We start from the raw sequence: 25,182 nt of genomic DNA on the forward strand, positions 1-25,182 counted from the left end.
GGTGGGCGCCATGAAGCTCAGACTGGCCTATCCCCACAGACTTGTGGAAGTCGACAACAAAACGGTCTATGTTTTTAGGAACAAGCTCTTAAGCGCTCCCATTGAGGAGGTTGTTGGCTACTATCTGGGCAGGGATGCGCTTCTTCCTGAGGAGCTCAAGGCGGTGGCCCATGATGTTGTAAGGGCAATCCTCGATGTCCAGGGGGGAATCAGGACTTCTCTCACGGGCGAGGTCGGCAGAAAAGCCAGCACCTGATCCCTCCACTATATTTCCCCCGAAACATTAAGGTGCCCGTTGTTCATGATGTCCTCTCCGGATTTTCAGATGGGCCGGTTCTTTTACAATCTTTTGATTAGATGCGTTTCTTAGGCCCCTCCTATCCACGAAATCCCGTTAAAAACGTTTAAGTATGGGTATGTTCAATACCCCACATTACTGAGAAACGGAGGGATTGAAATGAGAGCAAGGGTTAAACTTCTGGATGTGTACAGCGGTAGGTTTTCCATAGTTATAAACGAAAAAGATGCACAGAAGGCGAGACTGCATCCTGAAGACCTGATAAAGCTGGAAACCGGCAAAAAGACAATTTACGGCGATGTCGTGATAAGCAACATGGTGAAGGAAGGTGAGATAGGAATAAGCAGGGATATACTGAGGGTTCATAACTTCTCCGAGGGCGAAATGGTCACCATACTCCCTGCCGGAACCCCTGAAAGCGTGAGGTACATAAAAAAGAAGATGCACGGTGGAAAGCTCAGAAAGGTTGAGATTGAGGCAATAATCAAGGATATAGTGGATAGAAAGCTGAGGGACATTGAGATAAGCTCATTCGTGACTTCACTTGAGATAAACGGCCTCGATATGGACGAGATTGCCGCACTCACGATAGCTATGGCTGAAACCGGAGACATGCTCGACATAGATAGAAAGCCGATAATGGACGTTCACAGCATAGGAGGAGTCCCCGGAAACAAGACAAACATCCTGGTAGTCCCGATAGTTGCTGCGGCAGGTTTAACAATTCCAAAGACCTCTTCGAGGGCCATCACAAGTGCCGCCGGGACGGCTGACGTGGTCGAGGTTCTGACCGATGTCACGCTATCCCTCGATGAAATAAAACGCATAGTGGAGAAAATAGGAGCATGCCTCGTCTGGGGAGGAGCCCTGAATCTGGCTCCTGCCGATGATCTGACGATAAAAGCCGAGAGAACGTTGAGCATTGACCCCACGGGGCTGATGCTCGCCAGCATAATGTCCAAGAAATACGCCATGGGGAGCCAGTATGTCCTGATAGATATTCCCGCGGGTAAAGGTGTTAAAGTGGAGAGCGTCGAGGCGGCCCGCTCCCTCGCGAGGGACTTCATCGAGCTCGGAAAGCGCCTCGGACAGTATGTTGAGGTGGCTATAACCTACGGCGGTCAGCCAGTCGGCCACACCGTTGGCCCTGCCCTCGAAGCTAGGGAGGCTCTCCGCACACTGATGACGGGGAAGGGCCCCGGAAGCCTTGTGGAAAAGGCAACCGGGCTGGCAGGGATTCTCCTGGAGATGGGAGGAGTTGCTCCGCAGGGAATGGGCAAAAAGATGGCAAGGGAAATACTCGAAAGCGGAAAGGCCTACGAAAAGATGAGGGAGATCATAGAGGAACAGGGAGGGAATCCCGACGTTAAGCCCGAAGAGATTCCCGTGGGAGATAAGACCTACACCTTCACGGCCCCTGCCAGCGGATACATAACCCTGATCAACAACAGAGCTATAACAGGAATCGCAAGGGCTGCGGGTGCCCCCGAGGATAAGGGGGCGGGACTTGAGCTCCATGTCAAGGTGGGTGAGAAGGTTAAGGAGGGGGAGGCTTTATTCACCATACACGCGGACAGCGAGGCAAGGCTTGAGCAGGCTATAGTTTATGCAAGGAGGGCCGAGCCGGTGAGGATAGAGGGCATGGTGTTGCAGCGAATAGGGAACATCTAATCCCTCTTTCTGTGTTTTTCATACCATCCCCACTCTTTTTTGCTTCCAAAGGCCCTGACACCCTTCTTCACAAGGGTTATCCTCAGGTCTCTGGCCATCTCCGGCGTTATCTCTCCCCTCTCCTCAAGCCAGTTTATAATCTCAAGGGCTTCGTCATCGGTCTCGCATCTCCTGAGGAAGTCTATAACCGTGGGGCGGTACCCCGAGAAATCCCTGATATCCTCATCAATAACCTCGTCTTCATCAAGTCGGTATGCTTCAATAGGGATGCCCCTTTCTTCAAGCTCCCTGCTCAGATGGGGGAATCTCTCCTCAAATTCCTCCCGCTCATACTCCTGCCATGCAAAATCATCAGCAGCTTTAACCTTGGCTTTTTTCTTTTCGCTCTTGTCATCCTCCATATTCCGCACCCGAAACTTCTTCTATGCCAACTTTATATAAGGGTATTGCAGATTATTTCCGGTGGTGGGGGTGAAGGGCTCATACCTTCTCATCATATGGCTCGGTGAGGAAAAAAGAATAAAGACCCGGGGCAGGGAGTTTGACCTTAACAGAGGGTTCTACGTTTATGTGGGCTCCGCCATGAACTCCCTTGAGAAAAGGGTCGGGAGGCATTTCAGGAGGGAGAAAAAGCTTCACTGGCACATAGATTTCCTCCTTGAAAAGGGTACGCTTCTGAGGGCATATCTCATCCCGAGCGGTGAGAGACTGGAGGAAGTGCTCTCAAAGGAGGTCTCAAAGTACGGCGAGCCCGTTAAGGGCTTTGGCGCCAGCGATATAGGCGTCCCTTCGAATCTGTACCGCTTTGATGATGAGCCTGATGATGTCCTGATCAGCATACTGAAGGAGAGGAAATTGGACTGGAAAAGAATTAAAAGTCCTGACGAAATTAAAGACATGGGGGAGAGGTATGAGACTGAAAACAGCAGGTAAGGTCGAAGAGTACATACATGAAAAGCTTGAAAAGGAAAAGCTCCACTTCGTTCTCCTCGACCCCGATGACGTTTCACCCGGAACCGCATCGGGGATAGCCAGAATCAGCGAGGAGGTCGGCATTGATGCGATAATGATAGGGGGCTCAACGGGAGCGGAGGGAGAGGCGCTCGACGGTGTTGTAAGGGCCATTAAGGAGTCCTCAAATCTGCCCGTTATCCTGTTCCCCGGCTCTCACGGAGGCGTGAGCAAATACGCCGATGCAATTTTCTTCATGAGCCTTCTCAACTCAAGGAATCCCTTCTTCATAACGGGGGCTCAGGCTCTGGGAGCTTTCGCGGTTAAAAAATACGGACTTGAGCCCATACCAATGGCCTATCTCATCATAGAGCCCGGGGAGACCGTTGGCTGGATTGGGGATGCAAAGCCGATTCCAAGGCACAAGCCAAAAATAGCGGCCGCATACGCCCTGGCGGGCCAGTATCTGGGGATGCGCCTCGTTTACCTCGAAGCCGGAAGCGGAGCAAAGGAGCCGGTTCCTCCAGAGATGATATCCACCGTGAAGAAGGTAATCGACGTTCCCCTTATAGTGGGCGGGGGCATAAGGGGTGCAGAGCAGGCCCGCAGAGCTGTTAAAGCGGGAGCCGATATAGTCGTCACGGGTACGGCGATAGAGAAAGCTGGGTCCCTTGAGGAGGTCAGAAAGAAGCTTGAAAGCCTTATAAAGGGAATCAAGGAGCCGTAGGGGTTATGTTCAAACTCTCAGGCATCACTGAGGACTTTGAATGAAACTTTGCCTTCCTCCATGACATTTCTGAGCTCTCTAATGAGCTTCCTGATATTTTCGGCCTCAACTTCCATCCTTATCTCACTGATGCCCAGTACATTGGGCGGGAAGAAGTGTATATCCCTTATTTTACCCCTCACCCGGGAGACTATCTTCTTTAAAACCTTCCCTCTTCCATCATAGGGCAATCTTATGTCGAGTTCAACAATTTGCATATCTGTCACCACTCTATTTTATGAAAGAAGGTCTATATAACCTTTTTCATGAGTGGGGATTATTAAAGAGAACTGGTTATATTCCTGGGGGTTATCTTTGAAGGGGCTTCAAGAAAGCATCTTAGTTTCTCCGGGTTTTTGGGAGGATGACTTCGATGAGCATGAGGCTATCTTTGGTTTCTCCCTCCGGTGACATCTTCAGAGTTATTCCTGTTTCATGATGTATTTAAAATTTTAATGAAAATAGTTATAAACCAACAAAATGTAGAATTAACTAAAGACCTTCGGAGGAATTAACATGGCAACATCCGGATTGTGGTATCTGGAGTCAGAGAACGGAGAGGACATTAGAAGCCTGATGAAATACGGAGGGGATACTCAGATGCAGGATGTTCAGAATGAACTTCAGTATATCGGCATAAACAGCCTCGTGATACTCGATACCACAAAAAAGAAAGTTAAAAGTCACGGAGAAGGAAGGGATATGATATACACGGGCAATCCGGAAGAAGATGCGTACAGTCTCTCAGAGTTTTTGAGCGATAACATGATAATGCCGTATTACGTCGAGATTCTCTTCTATAAACACAGAACATACTGCAGTTCCTCAGATTGCTCTTTGGAAGACATGAGGGGCTGGAATATTGGAAAAGTTGGGTTGAAATGTTCATGATATCCTCTGATCCAAATCTCAGGGGATTCTGCTGGAATTTTGAATCCCCTATGATGTTCCCCTCAACGAATGGTCTTTCGTGGGAAGAGGCAATTTCTGAGTTGGCTGCTATGATACACAGTGCAGGCTTCGAGTTTATATGGATACCATATGTGCACACCACATCATGGGAGAAAATAAAAGACCTGAGGATATTCAACCCTGGTTCATACGAACACATGGGGCATATTACTTTGACTGGGTATTCCTGCAACCGGGATATTATCAGGGGTATATTACTCCCGCGGAAATTTCAACACTTCAAAGTTGGAAAGAATATGTTGATGAAGCCAAGAGCGACCGTTATAACTATAGAGGTATTGACAACATATACTATGAATTCGAGTGTGATGGTGCGGTTCTGACGAGTTCTGTTTATAGACAGAGAGCCTGCGATTACCTTAGAGTCCTCGGAAAACCTTCACAGAGGGCTTATTATTATGACGTGGATGTTAAAGCGCTTGAATATCTTGATGGGGTATGCGGTTATGTCTAGGGGCAGGCCATTCGGTCTTTTCACTCTTTTGCTAATTTTATCTATGCTTCCAACGGCGTTGGCAGATCCCGACTATAATTCCCGTCCCTGGGGAATATCGCTCCAGCCGTTTGTGTTCTATGAGGACTCAGAAGGCGTCCTGATCGGGGTCGAGTACAACTACCACGAGAAGGCGGGACATTTTTCAAATGGAGTCCTCAAACCGGTCCTACCTTGGAGTTATTTTCTCTTTTACGTTAACCGGAGCGGAGCTTACTACATCGACTTCATGGCGTTCTCCGGGCGGGAATTTCCACCCTTTGAGTTTTACAACGGCTGGCTTTACATCTTCCTCCTTACATCAGGCAACACGAGTTTTCCGATGAGGGAACCCCCTGCCTCCGACACTGTAACCGTAATCCGGTACCGTGATGGGGTGATTCAAAGACTTGGGGAGGTGCCCTTCCCGAGCGGATACACCATAAACGTTTCATTGCCATACTTCCTGACGTTTCCGTATCCAAGGGGGATGAGGACCCTATACAAAATAGATAATTCGATAAACCCCGTCTCCAGAGGTGAGAACTTAACGTTAAAGGACAGGTCTTTCTTTTACCCCCGTCTCTTCAGGAACTTTACCCTGATAAATAAAGAGTGCCTCGTTCCAAAGGTGGAAGACAATTACGTTCAGTTCCTGCCCTCCAACCACAAGCTTCCCCTGAATGAACTCCGGAGAAGAGTCGAACCCGTCAATAAAAGCTGTGCGGTCTTCTTAAACAATACTCTTTTGATAATCCCTCCGAGTATCGGAGTCGGCTTCGCCAACAGGAGCATGTGGGTGCAGAGGGAAGGGAACTACTGGGGTGGCGACGTTATAGCATTGGTTCCCTTTGAAAAGAGCAGTCCTCCGAGACCGCTGAACCTGTCCCTTTATCTCTACTGGAATGGGAAGCTCAGGGAACTCCCCCTTCTCCAGGTTTCGGATGATGGGGTGCGGATACTGACACCGCGGGTTAATTTTCAAAACATGCCAGAGAAATTGAAACTGAGAAGCAGCAAAACATCGTGGCATTCCGGAGCTTCATCGAGGATATGCGGTATTGGGGGCCTTGCAGCACTCTCCCTCCTTCCTCTGATGCTGAGAAAGAAATAATCCAACCATAAAACTTTTCTTTCACCGCTTCGATTTTTATCGTGGTGATGCCGATGCGTGCATTCATATCCCTCGACCTTGAGGGTCTGCCCTACATAGTCAGCAGGGAGCACCTGTTCGTAAAGGGTGCCCTGTACCCGGAAGCGAGGAAGATAGCAACGGAGATAGTAAAGGTCACGGCCGAAGCGCTTCACGAAAACGGTTTTGATGAGATCATCGTAGCCGACAGTCACGGCCCGATGGTGAACATTCTGCCCGAGGACACTCCAGATTACATAGAGCTCATTAGGGGCTTTCCGAGGCCCCTCAGCATGGTGGCCTTCGCAAAGGGGAGCGATGCAGCTCTCTTCCTCGGCTATCATGCCAAGGCCGGAACGGCCTATGCAACCTTCGACCACACATACAGTGGAGCATCAATAGACAGTCTGGAAATCAACGGCGTCGAGGTGAGCGAGTTTCTTCTCAACGCGTACCTCCTCGGAAGCTGGGGGATTCCGGTTATCCTCGTTGGCGGCGATAAGAAGCTTATAGAGACTGACGTTAAAACATTCACCCCCTGGGCGGTTGGCGTCCCCTTCAAGGAGTCCCCCTCGCGCTACGCCGCCAAGAGCCCCGGAATGCGCAGGATAAAGGCCATGCTGAGGGAGGGGGTTATAGAAGCCGTTGAGAGGCTGAAGAAGGGAGAGGCAAAGCCGCTCGTAACTAAGGAGCCCGTCCACGTTAGGGTTCGCTTCCTCAGAAGTGACATGGCAGATACCGCCGAACTTCTGCCCTTCGTGAAGCGCATTAATGGAAAGACGGTCGAGTTCGAGACCAAAACGGTGGAAGAAGCCTACAAGGTGTTCGAGCTGCTAACCTTGGCCGCGGCTGGGGTGAATGCGATAGTGACGAGGTAATCGGGGAGTGTGCCCCCGGGGAGCGAAGGGGAATCACCGCTCGCCGAGGCGCTCATCCCCCGCGGTTTCCCGGGGGCAACATAATCTTCCAGAATCCTGACTTAAGCTTTGTCCTCATCCTCAACGTAGGGGGCGGTTATCACCTTCCTTATCTCCCTCGCCTTCTTTTTACCTATTCCCTCGACCTCTTTCAGCTCTTCTTCCGTTGCCGTGAAAACCCTCTCCACGTTTCCGAAGTGCTTAAGGAGCCTCTTGGCCAGCGTCGCCGAGACGTTGGGCAGGCCTTCCACTATAAGCCTTTGCCTCTCTGCCAGCGTTAGAGCCTTCTTCTCGCTCCTCAGCCTTACCTCCTTCTTCCTCTCCTCCTGCTCGCGCTTGGCCATGAGGTATATGAACTGGGCTGTCTCTTCCGTTCCAGAGGAGAAGAGTATAGGAACCCCCCAGTCGAGGGTTACGGCGGCTATGGCACCCCTGATCGCGTTGGGGTGGACGTTCCTTATGCCATAGAGTTCGCCCTCTATGATTATCACCGGCTTCTCGTAGGCCTTCTTTAAGCGCTCAACCTGGTCGAAGAGCCTGCCGTCTATGATGGACTGTATGAAGTCGTTGGCGCTCTTCCTTTCTATCCCGACCTCCTCACTCACAACGTAGTCGGCAACGTCGAGGGTTCTGACCTCTATCTCCCCCCCGAGCTCCTTCAGGTGCTTTGGAACGCCGCTCCTCAGCTCGCGGCTGTCAACGTAGACGACTATCCCCTTCGGTTTTTTCACAAAGACGGGCTTTATCGGTAGCTTTTCATAGACCTCCTCCTTGGAAGGCGTGGGTTTCTCGGCCTGTTCCACCTTTTTCTCAGCCTTTTCCTTCGGCTTCAGGAACTCATCGAGCGGGGTTATCTTCCCCTTCGAAGGCATCTCAACACGCTCCGGAACCTTTTCCCTTATTTCAGCCCGGTGTGGATGAGCTTTTTCAAGTTCACGCGCTATCTTTTTTATAGCCTCGAACATGCCCTTTTCTTTTCTCCTTGAGCTCCAGTAGTAGGCTTCATCGCGCGTCCCCCGGGCCATCAGTATAACTACCCTTCCCGGCCTGTGCCTCCCGGTCCTTCCGCGCCTCTGGATACTCCTTATGGCAGAAGGCACCGGCTCGTAGAAGACGACGAGGTCAACTTCAGGCACGTCAAGGCCTTCCTCGCCGACGCTCGTGGCAACAAGAACGTTAAACTCTCCCCTGGAAAAACGCTCAAGGGTTTCTTTCTGCTCCTTCTGGCTCATCCCCCGGTCGTTGCTCCTGCTCGCCTGGCCGATGAAGCGCTCGGCAGTTACTCCCTCACCGCGGAGAACCTCGACGATCTTCCTCCCGGTGTCGCGGTAGTTGGTGAAAACTATGATTTTTGAGTTCGGCTTTTTCTTCAGTTGCTCCTTAACCATCTCCAGCATGCTCTCCATCTTCGGGTGGTCGAGGCCAAGCTCCTTCGCCTGGACGAGGAGGTATATCACTTTCCTCATGCGCGGGTCTTCCATGAGCTGCCTGCTGGATTTAGTTCTTTTGTCCTCACGGAGCTTTTTAATGTAGTTCCTCAGCGCGGTCAGCCCCTGCGTTTCGAGGAGTTCTATCGCGTGCTGCAGCTTCACCGCCTTGGCCTGGTACATTCTAAGCCGGCCGAGCTCGTAGTTGCCCCTCGCGACCTCTTGGTTTATCCTTGAGCCCGCCTGTAGGACTTCCCTTTTGGAGATGTCCGGCGAGTAAGTCGAGACGAGCTTGAACTGGGCGAGGGGCTTGAGGCTCTCCTTGAGCATCTCCCGGAGCAGTTTCCGCACCTCCTTGTAGATGCCGGGGAGTTCAACCTTCAGCCACTCGAATGCAATTCTCTGAACGTAGGGCTTGACGTCGGGCGAGCTCTCCGTCCTAATCTCGATGCGCTCTATCCCGAGGTTCCTGATTATCTCGCGTATCCTCTCCTCGTCGCTTCCGGGGGATGCCGTAAGGCCGAGCACGAGCGGGTGTTTAGCGGTTTTAAGGTACTCCCTGGCTATGAAGACGTAGGAGTAGTTCCCCACCGCCCTGTGGGCCTCGTCAAAAACGAGCAGAACAACGTCCTCTAAGGAGATTTTTCCGGTGAGGATGTCGTTTTCAACGGTCTGGGGCGTAGCCGTCACGATAACACTCCTCTCCCACAGCTCGGCCCTCTGCTTGGGCGAGAGCTCGCCTGTAAGGACGTTTATCTTCTCTGGGGAGATGTCAAAGAGCCGCCTGAAGCTCTCGGCGTGCTGGACTGCCAAAGGCTTCGTCGGGGCGAGCATGAGGACTTTTCCCCCGTACTTCGAGAGCCTATAATCGGCTATGAGCATGGCTATAAGCGTCTTTCCTAACCCCGTCGGAAGAACCACGAGGCAGTTGGTTTTCTTGCATCTCGCATAGATTACCTCCTGATAAACGCGGGGCTCGATTATATCGCGGCGGAGATACATGTGCCTATATCCTCGGCGAAGTTTATAAATTCTCGGACGAAGTTAGGTCATGCTCCTCACGAGACACGCCCGGGAGAGGCTCGTCAAAAGGCTGGCGAAGAGGAGAAGACCTGAAAGGATGTATTCTGCACTGTGGGACTTCCTCGACCGCTCGCAGAGAATTGACGTGAACGAGAGGGTGGTAATCTTCACGGACGGGAGAAAGAGCCTTGTCTGTGCCAGGCTCGAATGCGAGGTGCTCTCCCGTGAGGAAATCAAAAAGAGGGTTTCAGAGATTTCGGAAGTGTATGACTGCGTCTTCTTCGATGGGAGAACAGCCAGGCATACAGTCCCCCGGAAATTCGTTGAAGGCCTTCCGGATGGAAGGTACTGCTTCTACATGAACCGGGAAAAGAAGGGCCTCTACATAGGGAGCGAAGAACCCCTGCTGATCATAACGATAAGGCCGGCAAAGGGGGCGGAGCGGGAAAAGGTTAAGAGGGAATAGGAATAATCACTTTCAGGTGAGAGTAATGGGTGACGTAAGTGGTCATGCTCCCTCCACAATGGAAGTTCCAATTCCTCCGGAGTTTAAACTCCTCGCCAAGATACGTGGTGTGCCCGAGGAACGGTTGGTTAGGGCGCTTCAACGGTTTCTTGTCTTGGAAGCCATCTCTATGAACTCCAAGCTCGATATGAGGAATGCCAAGGAACTCTCAAAGATTGTGGGGAAAGAAGCATGGAAATCGCTGTAGTCGTTGATACCAACGTTATCTTCGCAGCGCTTATTCGATCTGGAGGTCTCAATAGGTACATTCTCACCCTTTATCCGGAACTGCTCCCGTTTTTTCACCCTGAGGCCGTTAAAGAGGAGATACTGAACCACATTGATGAGATCGCAACAAAGGCCAAGATGATCCCTGAGGAAATCAAAATTGCAATGGAAGTCATATTTGAACCAATGACACTGGTATCAACCTCCCAGCTCTACCCATATAAACAAGAGGCAGAGAAATACGTTCAGGATGCCGCAGACGCACCCTTTGTGGCCTGTGCGTTAATGCTAAAAGAAGAATACACTAATGTAGTTATCCTGACGTGGAACACCAAAGATTACAACGTTGAGAGCCTTAAAAATTTTGGAATCCAAGTTATAACGCCCTCTGAGTTCCTGAGATGGGTAAAGGAAGGAAAAGACTCTCATGCTCCCGCCACGGGCACCACAAATATCTCCCCGAAGGGCTCCTCCTGAATGAGTTCAATTTTTCCCCTGTTGGCAAGGAAGAGCAGATAGAGGAAGGTTCTCGCCACTATCTTCGGCGTTGGGTCAAACACAAGCTCCCAGAAGTTTATCCTTTCCCCTGACTCTTCATGGAGCCTCTTCACTATCTCATAGAGCCTGCTGACGTGCTTTTCGACATCCACACGGAAGTCATCGACAACGAATATCTCCTCCTCGATTTCAACCCTTTTTCTTTTCCTTGGCTTTCTCTTTTCGGCCTCCTCCAGTGCATCCATGAGGGCCTCTATAAGGTCGTCGAAGGTGTAGTAGCGTTCAACTCTCCTGAGCGGCGGAGCCAGGGGCTCAACCTCAACCCTTATGCGCTCCTCATGCTCCTCCTCTTTTTCCTCATCTCCATAGAGCAGGGCCTCGGTCTTCATCCTTAAAAGAATTGAAGCGGCCAAAATGGCCCGGGCTGAGAGCCTCAGATCAAGCTCCTTCATCTCCCTGAGCCTCTCGATGTACTTCTCGGTTAAATCCACGATGTCAATATTCCACGGGTCGACCTTGCCCATGGTGACGAGCTGGAGGAGAATATCGACGGGGGTTACCTCTTCCTCACGGCGCGATTCCATAAGCTTCACCTCTCAATCCTAATCCAGCCCCTCTCAAAACGGCGGAACTTTCTCCTGGCTACTTTGAACATCGCCATAAGTTCTCTGAGATAATCTTCATCCGCGTAGAGGATTTTTCCGTCGGATAGGGCGTCCATGATGAGGGGATGTCCCTTGAGGAACATCTTTTTCACTTCCCCGGGAGTGTAGGTCTTGGCATCTATCGGGGCCCGGGTTCTGTCGAGCTCGTAGAGGAGTTTAAGGCGCTCGTTTGGACTTTTGGGGAGGTTTTCAGATATCACGAGGATGTCAATGTCACTCCCCAGCCCGAAGGTTCCCCTTGCCAGTGAGCCGTACAGCAATATTAATTTAGGCCGGAGTGCACCTTTGAGGGCCTCCACGTATTCCTGAATGTCCCCCCAATACGGCAGTTCACCTGACCTCATCCGCCACCCTCCTGACAAAGGCGATGACCTCGCGTGCAGAATTGATGGCCTCAAGGGCGTCCTTTTCCCCGTAGTACTCGTAGAGAGCACCTTCTATGTATGCGTCTGGGTATCGTGGGGGGATGTAATGCCTGTCCAGCATCCTGGCATTGTCAAAAAGCCCTTCCGGAACCTCAATCTCCCCGGATAGTATGTCGAGCAGTTTCTTTATTGAATGGCCGTAAGCCATAACCCCCAGCCCAAAGAGCAAAGCCTCTATGGTGTACTCCGCCGCCTGCTGGGCCTTAAAGCACGCCCATGAATAAAATTTGGAATTTAGGTCATTCTCGGCACTCCTGAGGGTATACTCGGCCTGAGACAGCCACCGCTCGAACTCTTCCCTGTCGAACATTGGATTCACCCTCTCAAATGCCCGAACATCTCCTCGTGCTCAGCATCGCTTTTTCTCCTGGCCTCTTCGAGTATCTTCATGGCCTTCTCAAGGCTCAGGGAAACCACTCTGGAAACTCCGTTGTGCATTGATACGCCGATTATCTTCTCGGCATTGGCCATCATGACATCCCTGAGCGTTATCACGATAAACTGGCTGTTCTCGGAGGCCTCCTTTATCAAATCCGCAACGCGCTTGACGTTGGCATCGTCGAGGTGGGCATCGATCTCGTCAAAGAGGTAGAACGGAGCAGGCTTATACCTCTGTATCGCGAAGACGAAGGCAAGGGCAGTTAAAGCCTTCTCACCGCCGCTCATGGCCTCTATCCTCTTGACGTCCTTTCCTGCAGGCTTGGCCTCTATCTCAAGGCCTCCGGCGAATGGGTCGTCCGGGTTCTCAAGGATGAGCTTTGCGCTTCCTCCCGGAGAGAGCTTGGCAAAGAGCTCCGAAAAGTTTTCGGCTATTGCCATCAGGGTCTGCATAAAGACGTTCTTCTTCTGGCTCTCTATCTCCTGTATGAACTCCACTATGCTATCCTTCTCGGCTTCGAGCTGCTCTCTCTTGGATTTCAGCTCAAGGTATCTCCTCTCAACAACCTCAAAGTCCTCTATGGCTTTCATGTTCACAGGCTCAAGGTCTTTTATTTCCTGCTCCATCCCCTCGATTTCCCTCTTCAGCTGCCTGAGGTCAAGCGGAATTTCCTTTACCGACTTTATGAGCTTTGCATCGTAGTGCTTCAGCTCACCTCTCCTCTCTTCGAGCTGATTCCTGAACTGAATCATCTGCACCTTCAGAGTGTTTGCCTCTATCCGGAGGTTCTGCATTTTTACTCCAAGCTGATCTTTTTCCTCCCTCAGCTCCTCAATCTCCTTTCTCAGCTCTTCCCTTCTGTTTCTCAGTTCCCTGAGTTCCTCCTTTACCTCATCTTCGAGTTTCTCAAGTTCCCTGAGCTCTCCCTTTAATTTTTCAATCGCCTCCTCATTTGTGGCAATGTTCTTCCTGAGGGCATTTATCCTGTTTATGAGTCCCTCAATTTCCTCTTCAAGATCAGCTTTTCTTGGAATCAGTTCCTCGTTTATTCTTATGTCGAGACCTTCAAGCTTTGATTCGATCTTGCTGAGCTCCTCCCGCAGCTTGCTGATCTCATGCTCAACCTCCCTTATCTGCTGGTTGATCTCCCTTGCTTCAGGATTATCCAGAGCCTTCTTGAGCTTCTCCTTTTTCCGTTCAAGCCTCTGGATTTTTCCCTTCAGCTTCGCCAGCTCTCCCCTGCTATTTTCGATTTTTTTCTGGAGGAGCTCAATTTTTTTCTCACTTTCTTCAATCTCCTCTTTTAAGGCCCGGTCTTCGGCCAGGAGCCTCTCCATTTCCTTCTGCAGAACCTGAAGGTCTTTGCCTGCATCGCTTTTCTTCATCCTCAGCTCAAAGAGTTCCCTCTCAAGCCCCTTGAGCTCAACCTTCAGGGCGTTGATTGCGCTTTCCAGGCCTTCCTTCTCCCTCTCAAGGGTCTGAACACGTTTTCTTAGCTCTTCAGTGTTTATGGTGAGCCTGCTCCTCGGTCTGTAATAACCGCCAACTATGGCACCGCTCCTCTCAAGGAGCTCCCCGCTCAGCGTTACCATCCTGAGCTTTCCTATGCCGACAGCTCTTGCCTCATCCATATCACTGACAACGAGGGTGTCTCCAAGGGCATAGGAGACGGCATTCCTGAAGCGCGGGTTGTATTCCACCAGATCCATTGCCGGTGTTCCAAAGGGCGGTTTTTCCCTCATGGAACGGGGTTTTATCTTGTTCAGGGGAAGAAACGTTAGTCTGCCCAGTTTGTTCTTCTTCAGGAATTCTATTGCCTTTTCAGCCACCCTGTCGTCTTCAACCACGATGTTGTCCGCATGGGAGCCGAGAGCAACATCCACCGCAGTGAAATATCTCTCCTCCCTGACCCTTATCAGCTCTCCCAGCGAGCCGTATACTCCCTCAATATTGGCCCTCTTGATGGCCTCAATGGCCCTGTTCCCTCTGGCCTCCCTCTGTGCCTCTGCTTTTATGAGATCGTTTTTGGCTTTTTCATGTTCTTCCGCGATTTTCTGGTATTTCCTGCTTTTTTCCTCCAGCTCCTTCTCGATCCTTCTAAGCCTGCTCTCGGCTCTGCTCATTCTGCTTTCAATCTCGCCGAGCTCGGCCTTCTTCTCCTCCATGGCCTGCCGTGCCTCTTCTATCTTTTCCCGGATGGCCGCTCTTTTGGCATTGTTCTGGACTATTTTGGCCCGCAGACCCTCAATTTCATCGCTGAACTTGTTTATGTCGCTCTCCTTCAGGTACATATCCTTCTTGGCCTCTTCAAGCTCCTCCGTAACCCTATCAAAATCCTGTTTAGCGATGGAGAAGTTCTTATCTATCTCCCCAAGCCTGATGACCAGCTCGTTTCTCTCAACTTCCTTTCTCTCAATATCCTTCAGGAGCTTTTCCTTTCTTCTCTTCCATCTCTCGATGGCGTTTCTGCTTTTATCTATCTCCGCTGAAACTTTTTTGAGGTCTTCCTTTGCCTTCGCCAGTCTCCTCTGGCTCTCTTCTATCTCTTTCTCTGCCAGTTCTATGTTCTTCTTTGCCATCTCTATCTTTGAGTGGACCTCGCTTATCCTCCTCGTGATATCGAGGATGCCGTCCTCGCTCTTTTCCTCCAGCTCCTTTTCAATGTCCTCCAGCTCCCTCTCCTTTGCAACTATCTCCTTTGCAATTTCCCTCAACCTGCCCTCAATCTGTCCTATTTCCTCCTCCACCTGAGTGCTCCTGAGCCTGCCCTCCTCGATCTCGCTCTCCAGCATCCGGATTTCTCCAACTAGGAGGGTCACCTTCGCCTTCTCAAGCTTCTCCTTGAGGTCGAGGTATCTCAGCGCATCGTTCCTCTCCCGCTCCAGCTTATCCAGCTGCTTTTTAACTTCGCCTATGAGCAGGTCAACCCTCGCCAGATTCTCCTCTGCCTGCTTCAGTTCTTCCAGTGCCTTCGATTTCTTGGAGTCATACTCGGCTATACCAGAAATCTCATCTATGATCAGCCGCCTTTCCGTCGGGCTCATTTTGATGAACTTTGTTATATCTCCCTGAAGAACCAGGTTGTAGCCCTCGGGGGAAATCATGGCGGCACTCAGGATATCGAGGATATCGCTCCTGCTTGTTCTCTTTCCGTTCAGCCAGTAGGTGCTCCTGCCATCGGGATAAACGCGCCTCTTGATGACAACTTCATCCTCATCCAGCGGAAATCCCCTGTCCTCGTTGTTGAAATACATGGCAACCTCCGCGTATTTTGATGGGGCCTCTGTTTTGGTTCCTGCAAATATTAAATCGCTTATTCTTGTGGCCCTCATGGCTTTGGCCGAGAGCCCGCCGAGAACAAAGAGAACAGCATCCCCTATGTTGCTTTTACCGCTGCCATTGGCACCAACAATCGCTGTGAATCCTTTAGAAAATGGAACTACGACCTTCCTGTTACCGTATGATTTGAAACCCTTCATTTCGAGCTTCTCAATGTATGGCATCTTATACACCTAAGTTTAAGAATTGCATTGATGGTTATATAACTTTACCTCAGTTCCCGTCATGTTTCGGGTTGTGCATTTGTTTTCCTTGAATGTCTCCATGTGAGCACTCTACAAAATTAAATTCCCCCAAGGACAGGTTTCAATGGTTTATGAGAACCGGGATATTTCAAGAAAACCCTCAAAGAAGAGCTCCCTACTCCACTATTCTCCTGATCAGGGCTTTGGTCTTTTCATCTATGCCATCGCTAACGCTAACATAAAAGTTGGAGTTGGTTAGAACCGCCATATCCCTGAGCTTTCCCACAAACCTCAGCGTGGAAACAACACCGTGCTCGATCATGAGGTACTCAAGGGCATCAAGAATAATATCCGAAGGCTGCCTCTGGGCATGCTCCCACGTTAGATGCTCTATACGGTAGAGCTGGGAGGGATGGACGGCCTGTGGATGCTCCAGCTTGCTTATCCAGATTGGATATACGTTCTGCGGCTTTATGAGGCGGGGGTGCTTTCGGGTTATTAGAATCTTGTGTCTGGTTGTATTTCTGTTCAGAATTTTCTCTACGTCCCTATAATCGATCACCTGCAGGTCAATTCCTCCGCTGCGAAAAATCCCGAGCATTCTCCCCCTCCGGCCGGATGGCCACTTAATGTTTTTCATAACATCTTATAAGTTTTACCCAGTCCATTTGAAATACATAAAGTATATCTCAATGTTATGTTGCAGTTTTAAAAAGAGCAAAAGAGATGCACCGGGCTACTCCTTCCTTTCGCAGAGCTCAAGGAGTATTCCGCCCGTGCTCTTCGGGTGCACGAATGTTATCCTGGCTCCCCCGGCGCCCTCCTTCGGCTCCTCATAGATCAGGCGGTACCCTTTTTCCCTGAGGTCTTTCATGTGCTCCTCGATGTTCTCAACGCCGAGGGCAATGTGGTGTATTCCCTCCCCTCTCTTGGCTATAAACTTCGCTATCGCCGAGCTCTCATCCATGGGCTCGAGAAGCTCAATCCTGCTTTCGCCAACGTGGAGTATTGCTGCCCTTATCTTCTCCCTCGGCACCTCCTCTATCTCATCAACCCTGAGGCCGAGCCCTTCCCATATTTTTATGGCCTCCTCCAGATTCCTGACGGCTATTCCAATATGGTCTATTTTCCTTATCATACCTTCACCCCCAGACTTTTTTCCAGCACAACCTCGGCGGCGGAATACGGGTCGAGCTCCCTGCTGATGATTTTATCTATGAGGTACATGAGCTCTTCATCCTGCATCTTTTTGCCGATTCTTTTTGCTATCATGCTCGACACGATTGTTTTTACCTCCTCCTCCGCCCTGAATTTCCTTTTCTCTGTTATTCTGCCTGTTTTCAGGAGATATTCCCTGTGCTCCTTGATAACACTCCACAGTTCCTCCACGCCCCTGCCTGTCATGGCAACAGTTTTTAAAATCCTGGGCCGCCATGAGTTTCTCCATTTTTCCTTTTCGAGGTCAAGCATCAGCTCAAGCTCAAAAACCGTTGCATCCGCCCCTTCTTTGTCTGCCTTGTTCACAACAAAGATGTTGGCTATCTCCATTAAACCCGCTTTTATGGCCTGAATGTCGTCTCCCAGGCCCGGAACGGTTGTTAAAACTACCGTATCTGCTGTCTTTACTATGTCGACCTCTATCTGGCCGACACCAACCGTCTCCACGAAGATAACATCACATCCAAATGCATCGAGAACCTTTATTGCATCGCTGGTCGCCTTCGCCAGTCCACCGAGGCTTCCGCGCGTTGCCATGCTTCTTATGAAAACCCCCGGGTCTGTTGAGTGTCTCTGCATCCTTATTCTGTCCCCCAGCAAAGCCCCGCCTGTAAATGGAGACGTCGGGTCTATTGCAATGACCCCTACAATACTGCCCTCCTTACGGACAACTTTTATAAGCTTGTCCAGAAGCGTGGATTTTCCGGAACCTGGGGGCCCTGTTATTCCAACCACATGGGCATTTCCGGTGTATCTGTAGATTTTTTTAACTATCTCCCTGGCCTTTTCATCGTCGTTTTCCACGAGGGTTATGAGCCTCGCGGCGGCCCTTTTGTCTCCCCCGAGCATTCTATCAATTAAATCATCTATCATGCCAACCACTTGGTTAAATTATCCACCGGAGAAATATAAAACTTTAGGATGAGAACTTCCTGAGCTTCGTGATGTTCTCGTCTATGAATGCAACTATATCCTCTATCGGGCTCCCGGGACCGAAAACCTTTGCAACGCCTATCCTTTCAAGCTCCTGAGCATCATCAGGCGGGATAATGCCCCCTGCGATTACGAGAACATCCCTATTTGGTTTGAGGCCCTTTTCCTCAAGGAGTCTGAGAATCTTCGGAATGAGAACCATGTGGGCTCCGGAGAGTATGCTTATCCCGAGGACATCGGCATCCTCCTGGATAACGCTCTCGACAATCTGCTCGGGGGTCTGCCTGATTCCCGTGTATATGACCTCAAATCCGGCATCCCTCAGAGCCCTTGCTATGACTTTAGCACCTCTATCGTGTCCATCCAGACCCGGCTTGGCGACAATAATCCTAACTTTTGAGCGCTCGGCCATCTTCACCACCGGAAGGATTTTTGTTCTGCGAGGTATTTAAAGATTGTCAAAAATCAAGTCTCCCTTTTACAATGGATTTTTTATCCAGACTCATGATTTTTAAACCCCTCCATCAACTTCGTATCATGATGGATCTGCACACCCACACGGTGTTTTCTGACGGAGTCGGGCGCATATCCGACAACATCGCTGAAGCCGAACGGAGAATGCTCGGAATGGTTGGCATAAGCGACCACATACATTATTTCACCTCCGCGACATTCAACCGCTACGTGTCCACTATCGAGCGCTTCAAAAAAGAGAGCGAAATAACCGTTTTAGCAGGCATAGAGGCCAACATAACCCCTGATGGCCCGGATATTACAGAGGAAATGGCGAAGAGGCTTGATTACGTGATAGCCTCCGCCCACGTATGGCTTGAGCCCGGGAGGGTCAATGTCTATCTTGAACTCATAAAGGCCGCCCTTCAGGATGAGAACGTTGATGTAATCGGCCACTTCGGCAATGTATTTCCGTATATCGGTTATCCGGAAGAGGAGGAGCTCATGGAGGTTATAGAGCTTGCGGAGGCAAATGGCAAGGCTTTTGAGATAAGCTCCCGTTATAAGGTTCCGGAGCTGAGCTTTGTTAAGGCCTGCATTCAGAGGGGGGTGAAGCTAACCCTCGGGAGCGATGCTCACATGCCGAGGGATGTAGGCAGAATCGGCTGGTCGCTGAAGCTCCTCAGGAAAGCAGGCGGGAGAATGGAAGATTTGCTGTTTTCTGAGCTGTTATAGGGGTTCTGAATCTCCAGAAATCCACTATAAAACCTCAAATCCAAGCTCCCTCAGCCTGAGAATTATCTCAACCGGAAATCCCACAACGTTGTAGAAATCACCCTTAATCCATTCAACAAACAGGGCACCCTTTCCCTGTATTCCGTAGGCCCCAGCTTTATCCATGGGTTCTCCAGTCTCTATGTATGCCAGGATTTCCTCATCGCCCAGTTTCCTGAACTTTACCTCCGTGGTAGCAGCACCGCAGAGCTCCTTTCCTTCGTGAATTATGCAGTAGCCTGTTGTGACGAGATGGATTCTCCCGCTCAGGAGCTTCAGCATTTCATACGCTCCCCTCTCATCCCGGGGTTTTCCGAGAATCCTTCCGTCTATTGAGACAACGGTATCCGCCCCTATAACCGTCCCCCCTGTCCTGGAGAAGACCTCCCTTGCTTTTCTTTTTGCGATTTCGATGGCAAAGGCTCTGGGATTACTGAGCTCACAGCTCTCATTGGCCCTGCTGGGCACCACCCTGAACTCCCTGATGAATCTGCCCAGGATTTCCCTTCTCCTTGGACTGCCCGACGCCAGTATCAGCATGTTAGGGACTACTGCACAGGTTTAATAAGTTTTAGCTCCAAAACTCCACGGAGGCGATGACGATAATTTCGCTATCTGATGGGTGATGAGTACCCTCGCAGCCGAGCCTCAACGCTTTTTGAATGTGTGGAACAGCAGATACACAAAGGCGAGCACCCAGAGGACATCCCCGAGGAGCAATGCCTCGGTGCCGGCGAAAATGCCAAGCAGATAGGCCACCAGCCCACCTGTTGCCAGAATCCAGAAGACCTTATCCTTCCAGATCCCGGGGTTCCGAGACCCTTCACTCCCCACGTATTACCACCAGTAAAAAGAAGAACGCAAATGATAAAAAGTTTTTCATGGGGCTGCCCACACCTCGATCCCTGCCTCAAATAGCCTCTTCAGCTCCTTTCCTATCGGCGTGCTCTTGCTCACCTTGATGATGCCCTTCTTGTTCGGTGTTGCGGTGAAGACGTACTGTTCGCCGCCGTAGAACTTGAGCGGCTTTTTGGCATAGTCCGGAGAAACCCTCAGAACCATCGTCTTCTTTTTCTCCTCGACCTCAACAGGGATTTTTTCCTTTGGCATCTCTGCTTCCCTCTCAGTGAAGCTCTTGACATCTATGCTTATCCCAACCCTTTTCTCTATCTCCGTTATCCTCTTGCCCTTTTTGCCTATTATCGAGGGAATGTCGAATTCATCGGCGTAGATGACGGCCTTGTGGGGACTGACTATTTCAACCTCCGCATACACATCCGGAAGGAACTTCTTTATCTCCTGTTTGAGCCTCTTCTCAGCCAGCTTCAGTGCAGGGGATTTTTCCTTTTTCTTTACGGGAACAACGCTTATCTCCTCGCCGTAGGTATAAATCTCATATTCAAGCTCCCCTGTCTCAAAATCCCTGACCTCTATGACGGGCCTCGCCAGATCCTCCTCCCTCATTCCGCTCGGCACCTTAACCATATACTCAAGCGTCAGAACCTTATGAACCTCCCCCGCCCTGATGAATATCACCGTATCAACTATCTGCGGTATCACCCCAAGCTCTACCCTGCCTATGAACCTCTGTACAGCGTCAATGGGCCTTGTGGCATGAACAACGCCTATCATGCCGACACCGGCAAGCCTCAGGTCAGCGTATATTTTAAAATCGCTCGTCTTCCTCATCTCGTCAAATATCGTATAGTCCGGCCTCACGAGGAGGAGAATATCGCCTGTTTTTTCCATCCTTCCGCTCAGTGCGGTGTACTGGGTAATCTCCTCCCCCACCTGCAGATCCCTTGGTTTCTCCATTGTTTTGACTATCCTTCCCATTGAAGCATACCACTCCGCCAGCGCCTGGGCAAATGTGGTCTTACCCTCTCCAGGGGCTCCTGCTATAATTATGCCCTGAGCCCTGTCTTTGAGCCTTTCAAGGAGCTTCTCCGAGAGGCTGTAGTGCTCAATGCTGAGCTTTATAATCGGCCTGACAGCGGTTATCTCAATCCTGTCAGCGAAGGGGGGCCTGGCTATTACTATACGGTAGTTTCTGAGCTGAACAACAGTTGCACCCGGTTCATCGAGCTCGATAAATGATTCAGGGTCTCTCTTTGCCCTCTCCACTATATCATCCGCTATCTCTTCAAGCTCTTTATCCGTAAGGATATCGCCGCTTATCGGAACCAGCTTCCATTCTCCCGGTCTTCCCTTTTTCGCTAGAGGTGCTATACCGGCCTTCAGGTGGACGCTCATGGTGGCTTCATCAAAAAAGTCCTCCAGACGGTGTTTCACTTCCTTTCTGGCTTTTAGGTAGATGACGTCTATTCCCTTTGCTATTGCAATGTCCCTCTGTATCTGGTCACCCGTGATGAGCGTGGCCTTCAGCTCCTTTGCGGTTTCCCTGATCATGTTGTCTATCTCCCCGGATTTAGCCTTGCTGATCTGCCATGGTTCGGGCCTGTTTCCATAGAACTCAAGGAGGAGTTCGCCGTTCTCTGCCATCTTCCTCAGTTTTTTAAGCTCTTCCAGCCCCACATGGCCGATGGCCTTTCCCTCATTTGCCTGATGCTCAATCTCAGCAACAACAGCTTCAGGTATTATGAGCTTGATCTTTTCTTCCCCCACTATACCTCTGAGGAACTGTATTAGCCGCCCGTCCACAATTACACTCGTGTCAGCAACAAATATTCTCATCTTTCTCACCTCTTCGCTTCAAGAACTCTCCCACATCGTTTTCTGTTTATAAGCTTTTGGTAAAGGTTCATAAAGGTTTAGATATTAGTACTTAACCAGGTGGGAATATGGGCAGGATCATATCCATAGCATCGGGAAAGGGGGGAACGGGCAAGACCACGACCACTGCGAATCTTGCTATTGCCCTCGGCAGAAATGGGCAGAGGGTCTGTGCTATTGATGCCGACCTTACGATGGCCAATTTAAGCCTTGTCATGGGAATCGATGATGCTGATGTTACCATTCACGACGTTCTCGCAGGAGAGGCTGAGATAACCGATGCCATATACTCAACCTCCTATGAGAACGTGACCCTTATCCCGGCTTCGGTTGACTGGGAGCATGTTATGAAGGCTGATCCAAGAAAGCTCCCGGAGGTAATCAAATCCCTGAAAAATGACTTTGACTTTATACTTATAGACTGCCCCGCCGGCCTTCAGATGGATGCCATGAATGCCATGCTCAGCGGTGAAGAGGTTATCCTGGTTACGAATCCAGAGATCTCGTGTATAACAGACACCATGAAGGTAGCAATCATTTTAAAAAAGGCCGGACTGGCGGTTTTGGGGTTTGTCTTCAACAGATACGGCAGGAGCAGGAACGATATCCCGCCCGAGGCTGCGGAGGAGGTCATGGAGATACCCCTCCTTGTCATCGTACCCGAGGATCCTGCGGTGAGGGAAGCCACCCTTGAAGGGACTCCGGTTGTTGAGTACAAGCCCAATTCACCAGGTGCTAAGGCATTTATTAAGCTCGCGGAGGAGATAACACGCATTGCGGGCTTTAAAGCCAGGGTGATGTATTGATGCTGATCCTCTTTCTTGGAACCGCAGGAAGCGGAAAGAGCACCCTGACAGGAGAATTTGGAAAATATCTCGAAACTGAAGGCTACAATGTTGCCTATGTGAATCTGGATACCGGTGTCAGAAACCTGATTTACTTGCCTGATATTGATGTCAGGGAGAGCATCACCGTGGATGAAATCATGAAAGAGGGTTACGGTCCAAATGGGGCGATTGTGGAGAGCTATGACAGGCTTATGGAGCATCTTGAGTATTATTCCACCTCAATTGCAGAGCTTGAGAGAAAAAACGATTATGTGCTTGTAGATACCCCGGGCCAGATGGAAACCTTTCTTTTTCATGAATTTGGCTGGAGGATTATGGAAGACCTCGATGCCCCGCTGGTTGTTTATCTTTTTGATCCCGGAATTCTGAGGAGGCTTTATGATTTCTGCTTTGTGCGATTTTTTGCCATCTTAATGGAGCTAAGGCTCGGCTCTGCTGTAGTCCCGGTTCTGAATAAAATTGACACCGTTGATAATCTGGAGGATTACAGGAGGTATCTGGAGGATATGGGTTATCTGACGTCGCGCCTGAAATTTGATCCCTCCATGCAGGGCTACCTGGCATATAAGCTGTGCCTGACTTTCCCGGAGGTGGCTTCACCGACAAGAGTCCTCTACATATCCGCTAAACGCCACAGGGGCTTTGAGGATCTGGAATCCGTGGCCCACGAGCACTACTGCACATGTGGCGATTTAACGTAGAGAATACACCCTGAATGTTCATGTTCTTTGTGATGTGCCGGAAAACTCATCCAGAGCGGAAGAGGTAATGCTTTTTAGCTTTAAAAACCAGATGTCCGTGGTGAGAGAATTGTGTCTGATAGCGGGAGGAATTGGTCGGGGATTAAAATCAAAGTTCATCAGGATGATTAACTCGGGCAAACACAGGGGCAGGGACTCTTTCGGGGTCTGGACCGATGAGGGGATTTTAAAAAGCTACAGCTTCTCCGAGGTGTCCGGGATACCCGATGGCAGTATAGGCCTGCTTCAGTGCAGACTCGCCATGGTGGGGTCGCCCGAGCACACCCAGCCGTTTATCAACGAACTTGCCCTCGTCCATAACGGGGAGATATACAATCACATTCCCCTGAGGGGCTATCTCCGCAGGAAGGGAATTGACTTTGAAAGCGATGTTGACAGCGAGGTGATACTCAGGCTGATTGAGCACCTGTTTGAGAGGGGGCTTTCCCCTCCCGATGCAGTGAGAAGAATCATGCTAATGCTGGATGGAGATTATGCTGTGGCCTTCTCGGACAGGGAGAGGATATACCTGTTCAGAGACCCGGTCGGGATAAGACCCCTGTATTATTCCCCCGGCGGATTTTTTGCCTCCGAGAAAAAGGTTCTCTGGAGCATCGGTGAGGACGCTTACCCTGTTAAACCGGGTCATCTCGTCGAGCTATCCGCCGGAGGCATCAGGGTCCACAGGCTCCTCAACCTGAACGAGCTGAAGGGGAGGATTTTTGGATTCAGAAGGGCTGAGGAGGCGCTGATTAAAGCCCTTGAACACTCCACCCGTGTGAGATCCGGCAAAAAAGTCGGTGTCCTCTTTTCGGGCGGGCTTGACAGTTCGCTGCTGGCTTTTTTGGCATCGAAATACTCCGGCGTTGTTCTCTACACAGCGGGTGCCGAGGGGAGCCAGGATCTGGAATGGGCGAGAAGGACGAGTGAGGAGCTTGGATTAAAGCTGAGGGAGTTTGTATTCGACATTGATGACGTCGAAGAGGCTGTTGGGAAGGTTATATATGCAATAGAGGAGCCGAATGCAATGAACCTGGCAATAGGGATTCCTCTATATTTTGCCACAAAGCTTGCCTCCGAGGATGGTGTCAGGGTTCTTCTGAGCGGTCAGGGAGCGGATGAGCTTTTCGGGGGATATTACAAGTACCTGGAGAACCCCCACCTCATGGAGGAGGATATCCTGAACCTCGGTGAGAGGAATCTCGCCAGGGATGACAAAATAGCGATGCTCAACGGCGTTGAGGGGCGCTTCCCATTCCTCAGCCTGAATCTGATCAGAATCGCCATGCGGATTCCGCCCGGTTATAAAATCCATCAGGGTGTCAGAAAGTACATCCTGAGGAGGGCTGCTCTCAGGCTGGGGCTGCCCGAGGAGGTGGCCCTGAGGGAAAAGAAGGCCTGTCAGTACGGCACAAATTCCCAGAAGCTGCTGGAGAGGATTGCAAAAAGACATGGCATGAGGCTCTCATCCTATACCCGGACGGTTTTTGAAGAGGTTTTTAAACAGAACTAAACGTTCCCGAACATTCTTTAACTTTTGGGGGGCTCCAGTTCCATTTGAACCCTCAAATGCTAACGGAATAAAACGATTTCGTGAAAAAGCCTTAAATATTGGTTTTTCGCTAGGTGT

29 protein-coding genes are annotated in these 25,182 nt (G+C 50.4%); 15 read left to right on the plus strand and 14 right to left on the minus strand.

Going from position 1 to position 25,182, the window contains the following annotated elements:
* Positions 1-10 precede the first annotated feature (10 nt).
* Positions 11-256, plus strand: a complete 246-nt coding sequence (locus tag ACYQ27_RS03335; RefSeq protein WP_456393950.1) for a hypothetical protein — start codon at positions 11-13, stop codon at positions 254-256.
* 201 nt (positions 257-457) lie between these two features.
* A complete protein-coding gene (locus ACYQ27_RS03340; RefSeq protein ID WP_460040990.1) occupies positions 458-1,969 on the plus strand; it encodes an AMP phosphorylase in 1,512 nt (503 codons plus the stop codon).
* On the opposite strand, the gene ACYQ27_RS03345 is transcribed toward ACYQ27_RS03340, so the two are convergent.
* Positions 1,966-2,370 carry a DUF2095 family protein gene (locus ACYQ27_RS03345; RefSeq protein WP_456452786.1) on the minus strand — a complete coding sequence of 135 codons (405 nt, stop codon included), beginning with the start codon at positions 2,368-2,370 and terminating at the stop codon, positions 1,966-1,968. The genes ACYQ27_RS03340 and ACYQ27_RS03345 overlap by 4 nt on opposite strands.
* Before the next feature lie 70 nt (positions 2,371-2,440).
* On the opposite strand from ACYQ27_RS03345, the gene ACYQ27_RS03350 reads away from it, so the two are divergent.
* Both ACYQ27_RS03350 and ACYQ27_RS03355 read left to right on the plus strand, forming a co-directional pair.
* Positions 2,441-2,902, plus strand: coding sequence for a GIY-YIG nuclease family protein (locus ACYQ27_RS03350; protein ID WP_456452784.1), 462 nt, complete (start codon positions 2,441-2,443; stop codon positions 2,900-2,902).
* Complete coding sequence (locus tag ACYQ27_RS03355; RefSeq protein ID WP_460040991.1) at positions 2,880-3,647, plus strand: phosphoglycerol geranylgeranyltransferase; 768 nt, start codon at positions 2,880-2,882, stop codon at positions 3,645-3,647. Before ACYQ27_RS03350 ends, ACYQ27_RS03355 begins: the two co-directional genes overlap by 23 nt.
* A gap of 17 nt (positions 3,648-3,664) precedes the next feature.
* Here the strand turns inward: ACYQ27_RS03355 and ACYQ27_RS03360 are convergent, their stop codons facing one another.
* On the minus strand, positions 3,665-3,904 hold the full coding sequence (locus ACYQ27_RS03360; RefSeq protein WP_456393967.1) for a hypothetical protein: 240 nt from the start codon (positions 3,902-3,904) through the stop codon (positions 3,665-3,667).
* Positions 3,905-4,202: 298 nt separating this feature from the next.
* On the opposite strand from ACYQ27_RS03360, the gene ACYQ27_RS03365 reads away from it, so the two are divergent.
* The 4 genes from ACYQ27_RS03365 (at position 4,203) to ACYQ27_RS03380 (ending at position 7,140) form a co-directional block, all read left to right on the plus strand.
* Complete coding sequence (locus ACYQ27_RS03365) at positions 4,203-4,577, plus strand: hypothetical protein (RefSeq protein WP_460040992.1); 375 nt, start codon at positions 4,203-4,205, stop codon at positions 4,575-4,577.
* Positions 4,578-4,743: 166 nt separating this feature from the next.
* Positions 4,744-5,112 carry a hypothetical protein gene (locus tag ACYQ27_RS03370; protein WP_456452778.1) on the plus strand — a complete coding sequence of 123 codons (369 nt, stop codon included), beginning with the start codon at positions 4,744-4,746 and terminating at the stop codon, positions 5,110-5,112.
* 58 nt (positions 5,113-5,170) lie between these two features.
* On the plus strand, positions 5,171-6,244 hold the full coding sequence (locus ACYQ27_RS03375; RefSeq protein WP_460040993.1) for a hypothetical protein: 1,074 nt from the start codon (positions 5,171-5,173) through the stop codon (positions 6,242-6,244).
* A 53-nt stretch (positions 6,245-6,297) separates the two neighbouring features.
* Positions 6,298-7,140 carry a M55 family metallopeptidase gene (locus ACYQ27_RS03380; protein WP_460041779.1) on the plus strand — a complete coding sequence of 281 codons (843 nt, stop codon included), beginning with the start codon at positions 6,298-6,300 and terminating at the stop codon, positions 7,138-7,140.
* A 101-nt stretch (positions 7,141-7,241) separates the two neighbouring features.
* Here ACYQ27_RS03380 and ACYQ27_RS03385 read toward each other — a convergent pair whose 3' ends face one another.
* The gene (locus ACYQ27_RS03385) at positions 7,242-9,608 is read right to left on the minus strand and encodes a DEAD/DEAH box helicase (RefSeq protein ID WP_460040994.1); all 2,367 of its coding nucleotides are present in this window, start codon (positions 9,606-9,608) and stop codon (positions 7,242-7,244) included.
* 49 nt (positions 9,609-9,657) lie between these two features.
* Between ACYQ27_RS03385 and ACYQ27_RS03390 the strand changes: the two genes are divergently transcribed.
* The 3 genes from ACYQ27_RS03390 to ACYQ27_RS03400 are packed head-to-tail and all read left to right on the plus strand — an operon-like array spanning position 9,658 to position 10,839.
* On the plus strand, positions 9,658-10,095 hold the full coding sequence (locus tag ACYQ27_RS03390; protein ID WP_456453639.1) for a hypothetical protein: 438 nt from the start codon (positions 9,658-9,660) through the stop codon (positions 10,093-10,095).
* A gap of 25 nt (positions 10,096-10,120) precedes the next feature.
* A complete protein-coding gene (locus tag ACYQ27_RS03395) occupies positions 10,121-10,342 on the plus strand; it encodes a hypothetical protein (RefSeq protein ID WP_456393942.1) in 222 nt (73 codons plus the stop codon).
* The gene (locus ACYQ27_RS03400; RefSeq protein WP_456453638.1) at positions 10,327-10,839 is read left to right on the plus strand and encodes a PIN domain-containing protein; all 513 of its coding nucleotides are present in this window, start codon (positions 10,327-10,329) and stop codon (positions 10,837-10,839) included. The genes ACYQ27_RS03395 and ACYQ27_RS03400 overlap by 16 nt, the downstream gene beginning before the upstream one ends.
* On the opposite strand, the gene ACYQ27_RS03405 is transcribed toward ACYQ27_RS03400, so the two are convergent.
* The 8 genes from ACYQ27_RS03405 to ACYQ27_RS03440 form a co-directional block, all read right to left on the minus strand.
* Positions 10,788-11,444 (minus strand): segregation/condensation protein A, encoded by a 657-nt coding sequence (locus ACYQ27_RS03405; RefSeq protein WP_456453637.1) that lies wholly within the window; start codon positions 11,442-11,444, stop codon positions 10,788-10,790. The genes ACYQ27_RS03400 and ACYQ27_RS03405 overlap by 52 nt on opposite strands.
* Positions 11,445-11,449: 5 nt before the next feature.
* Complete coding sequence (locus ACYQ27_RS03410; protein ID WP_456453636.1) at positions 11,450-11,869, minus strand: nucleotidyltransferase domain-containing protein; 420 nt, start codon at positions 11,867-11,869, stop codon at positions 11,450-11,452.
* Complete coding sequence (locus ACYQ27_RS03415; RefSeq protein WP_456453635.1) at positions 11,856-12,260, minus strand: HEPN domain-containing protein; 405 nt, start codon at positions 12,258-12,260, stop codon at positions 11,856-11,858. Before ACYQ27_RS03415 ends, ACYQ27_RS03410 begins: the two co-directional genes overlap by 14 nt.
* 5 nt (positions 12,261-12,265) lie before the next feature.
* Positions 12,266-15,832 (minus strand): chromosome segregation protein SMC, encoded by a 3,567-nt coding sequence (gene smc, locus ACYQ27_RS03420; protein ID WP_456453634.1) that lies wholly within the window; start codon positions 15,830-15,832, stop codon positions 12,266-12,268.
* A gap of 196 nt (positions 15,833-16,028) precedes the next feature.
* Positions 16,029-16,454 carry a DUF835 domain-containing protein gene (locus ACYQ27_RS03425; protein ID WP_456453633.1) on the minus strand — a complete coding sequence of 142 codons (426 nt, stop codon included), beginning with the start codon at positions 16,452-16,454 and terminating at the stop codon, positions 16,029-16,031.
* 135 nt (positions 16,455-16,589) lie between these two features.
* Positions 16,590-16,991, minus strand: coding sequence for a methylmalonyl-CoA epimerase (gene mce / locus ACYQ27_RS03430; RefSeq protein WP_456453632.1), 402 nt, complete (start codon positions 16,989-16,991; stop codon positions 16,590-16,592).
* A complete protein-coding gene (gene meaB, locus ACYQ27_RS03435; RefSeq protein WP_456393963.1) occupies positions 16,988-17,944 on the minus strand; it encodes a methylmalonyl Co-A mutase-associated GTPase MeaB in 957 nt (318 codons plus the stop codon). The genes mce and meaB overlap by 4 nt, the downstream gene beginning before the upstream one ends.
* A gap of 43 nt (positions 17,945-17,987) precedes the next feature.
* Positions 17,988-18,416, minus strand: a complete 429-nt coding sequence (locus ACYQ27_RS03440; protein WP_456393961.1) for a cobalamin B12-binding domain-containing protein — start codon at positions 18,414-18,416, stop codon at positions 17,988-17,990.
* A gap of 128 nt (positions 18,417-18,544) precedes the next feature.
* On the opposite strand from ACYQ27_RS03440, the gene ACYQ27_RS03445 reads away from it, so the two are divergent.
* Positions 18,545-19,192, plus strand: coding sequence for a PHP domain-containing protein (locus ACYQ27_RS03445; RefSeq protein ID WP_456451966.1), 648 nt, complete (start codon positions 18,545-18,547; stop codon positions 19,190-19,192).
* A gap of 24 nt (positions 19,193-19,216) precedes the next feature.
* On the opposite strand, the gene ACYQ27_RS03450 is transcribed toward ACYQ27_RS03445, so the two are convergent.
* The 3 genes from ACYQ27_RS03450 to ACYQ27_RS03460 all read right to left on the minus strand — a co-directional run bounded on the left by ACYQ27_RS03450 (position 19,217) and on the right by ACYQ27_RS03460 (position 21,925).
* Positions 19,217-19,771 (minus strand): Maf family nucleotide pyrophosphatase, encoded by a 555-nt coding sequence (locus ACYQ27_RS03450; RefSeq protein ID WP_456451942.1) that lies wholly within the window; start codon positions 19,769-19,771, stop codon positions 19,217-19,219.
* A gap of 108 nt (positions 19,772-19,879) precedes the next feature.
* Complete coding sequence (locus tag ACYQ27_RS03455) at positions 19,880-20,065, minus strand: hypothetical protein (protein WP_456451944.1); 186 nt, start codon at positions 20,063-20,065, stop codon at positions 19,880-19,882.
* A gap of 45 nt (positions 20,066-20,110) precedes the next feature.
* On the minus strand, positions 20,111-21,925 hold the full coding sequence (locus tag ACYQ27_RS03460) for a PINc/VapC family ATPase (RefSeq protein ID WP_460040995.1): 1,815 nt from the start codon (positions 21,923-21,925) through the stop codon (positions 20,111-20,113).
* A 107-nt stretch (positions 21,926-22,032) separates the two neighbouring features.
* On the opposite strand from ACYQ27_RS03460, the gene minD reads away from it, so the two are divergent.
* From minD to asnB, 3 genes are all read left to right on the plus strand, one after another.
* Positions 22,033-22,770: a cell division ATPase MinD gene (minD, locus tag ACYQ27_RS03465; protein WP_456393931.1), complete on the plus strand. Its 738-nt coding sequence runs from the start codon at positions 22,033-22,035 to the stop codon at positions 22,768-22,770.
* Entirely contained in the window at positions 22,770-23,513 is a 744-nt protein-coding gene (locus ACYQ27_RS03470; protein ID WP_456451954.1) for a PRK13768 family protein, read from the plus strand. The genes minD and ACYQ27_RS03470 overlap by 1 nt, the downstream gene beginning before the upstream one ends.
* A 109-nt stretch (positions 23,514-23,622) precedes the next feature.
* Positions 23,623-25,065, plus strand: a complete 1,443-nt coding sequence (gene asnB, locus ACYQ27_RS03475) for an asparagine synthase (glutamine-hydrolyzing) (protein WP_460041780.1) — start codon at positions 23,623-23,625, stop codon at positions 25,063-25,065.
* The last annotated feature ends 117 nt before the right edge of the window (positions 25,066-25,182 follow it).

The organism is Thermococcus atlanticus (assembly GCF_054657855.1).

Excerpts from the sequence above, each read along its gene's own strand:
- ACYQ27_RS03335 (WP_456393950.1), top strand. The coding sequence starts at position 11 with ATGAAGCTCAGACTGGCCTATCCCCACAGACTTGTGGAAGTCGACAAC.
- ACYQ27_RS03340 (WP_460040990.1), top strand. The coding sequence starts at position 458 with ATGAGAGCAAGGGTTAAACTTCTGGATGTGTACAGCGGTAGGTTTTCC.
- ACYQ27_RS03345 (WP_456452786.1), bottom strand. The coding sequence starts at position 2,370 with ATGGAGGATGACAAGAGCGAAAAGAAAAAAGCCAAGGTTAAAGCTGCT.
- ACYQ27_RS03355 (WP_460040991.1), top strand. The coding sequence starts at position 2,880 with ATGAGACTGAAAACAGCAGGTAAGGTCGAAGAGTACATACATGAAAAG.
- ACYQ27_RS03360 (WP_456393967.1), bottom strand. The coding sequence starts at position 3,904 with ATGCAAATTGTTGAACTCGACATAAGATTGCCCTATGATGGAAGAGGG.
- ACYQ27_RS03365 (WP_460040992.1), top strand. The coding sequence starts at position 4,203 with ATGGCAACATCCGGATTGTGGTATCTGGAGTCAGAGAACGGAGAGGAC.
- ACYQ27_RS03370 (WP_456452778.1), top strand. The coding sequence starts at position 4,744 with ATGGGAGAAAATAAAAGACCTGAGGATATTCAACCCTGGTTCATACGA.
- ACYQ27_RS03380 (WP_460041779.1), top strand. The coding sequence starts at position 6,298 with ATGCGTGCATTCATATCCCTCGACCTTGAGGGTCTGCCCTACATAGTC.
- ACYQ27_RS03385 (WP_460040994.1), bottom strand. The coding sequence starts at position 9,608 with ATGTATCTCCGCCGCGATATAATCGAGCCCCGCGTTTATCAGGAGGTA.
- ACYQ27_RS03390 (WP_456453639.1), top strand. The coding sequence starts at position 9,658 with ATGCTCCTCACGAGACACGCCCGGGAGAGGCTCGTCAAAAGGCTGGCG.
- ACYQ27_RS03395 (WP_456393942.1), top strand. The coding sequence starts at position 10,121 with ATGGGTGACGTAAGTGGTCATGCTCCCTCCACAATGGAAGTTCCAATT.
- ACYQ27_RS03400 (WP_456453638.1), top strand. The coding sequence starts at position 10,327 with ATGGAAATCGCTGTAGTCGTTGATACCAACGTTATCTTCGCAGCGCTT.
- ACYQ27_RS03405 (WP_456453637.1), bottom strand. The coding sequence starts at position 11,444 with ATGGAATCGCGCCGTGAGGAAGAGGTAACCCCCGTCGATATTCTCCTC.
- ACYQ27_RS03410 (WP_456453636.1), bottom strand. The coding sequence starts at position 11,869 with ATGAGGTCAGGTGAACTGCCGTATTGGGGGGACATTCAGGAATACGTG.
- ACYQ27_RS03415 (WP_456453635.1), bottom strand. The coding sequence starts at position 12,260 with ATGTTCGACAGGGAAGAGTTCGAGCGGTGGCTGTCTCAGGCCGAGTAT.
- smc (WP_456453634.1), bottom strand. The coding sequence starts at position 15,832 with ATGCCATACATTGAGAAGCTCGAAATGAAGGGTTTCAAATCATACGGT.
- ACYQ27_RS03425 (WP_456453633.1), bottom strand. The coding sequence starts at position 16,454 with ATGCTCGGGATTTTTCGCAGCGGAGGAATTGACCTGCAGGTGATCGAT.
- mce (WP_456453632.1), bottom strand. The coding sequence starts at position 16,991 with ATGATAAGGAAAATAGACCATATTGGAATAGCCGTCAGGAATCTGGAG.
- meaB (WP_456393963.1), bottom strand. The coding sequence starts at position 17,944 with ATGATAGATGATTTAATTGATAGAATGCTCGGGGGAGACAAAAGGGCC.
- ACYQ27_RS03440 (WP_456393961.1), bottom strand. The coding sequence starts at position 18,416 with ATGGCCGAGCGCTCAAAAGTTAGGATTATTGTCGCCAAGCCGGGTCTG.
- ACYQ27_RS03445 (WP_456451966.1), top strand. The coding sequence starts at position 18,545 with ATGGATCTGCACACCCACACGGTGTTTTCTGACGGAGTCGGGCGCATA.
- ACYQ27_RS03450 (WP_456451942.1), bottom strand. The coding sequence starts at position 19,771 with ATGCTGATACTGGCGTCGGGCAGTCCAAGGAGAAGGGAAATCCTGGGC.
- ACYQ27_RS03460 (WP_460040995.1), bottom strand. The coding sequence starts at position 21,925 with ATGAGAATATTTGTTGCTGACACGAGTGTAATTGTGGACGGGCGGCTA.
- minD (WP_456393931.1), top strand. The coding sequence starts at position 22,033 with ATGGGCAGGATCATATCCATAGCATCGGGAAAGGGGGGAACGGGCAAG.
- ACYQ27_RS03470 (WP_456451954.1), top strand. The coding sequence starts at position 22,770 with ATGCTGATCCTCTTTCTTGGAACCGCAGGAAGCGGAAAGAGCACCCTG.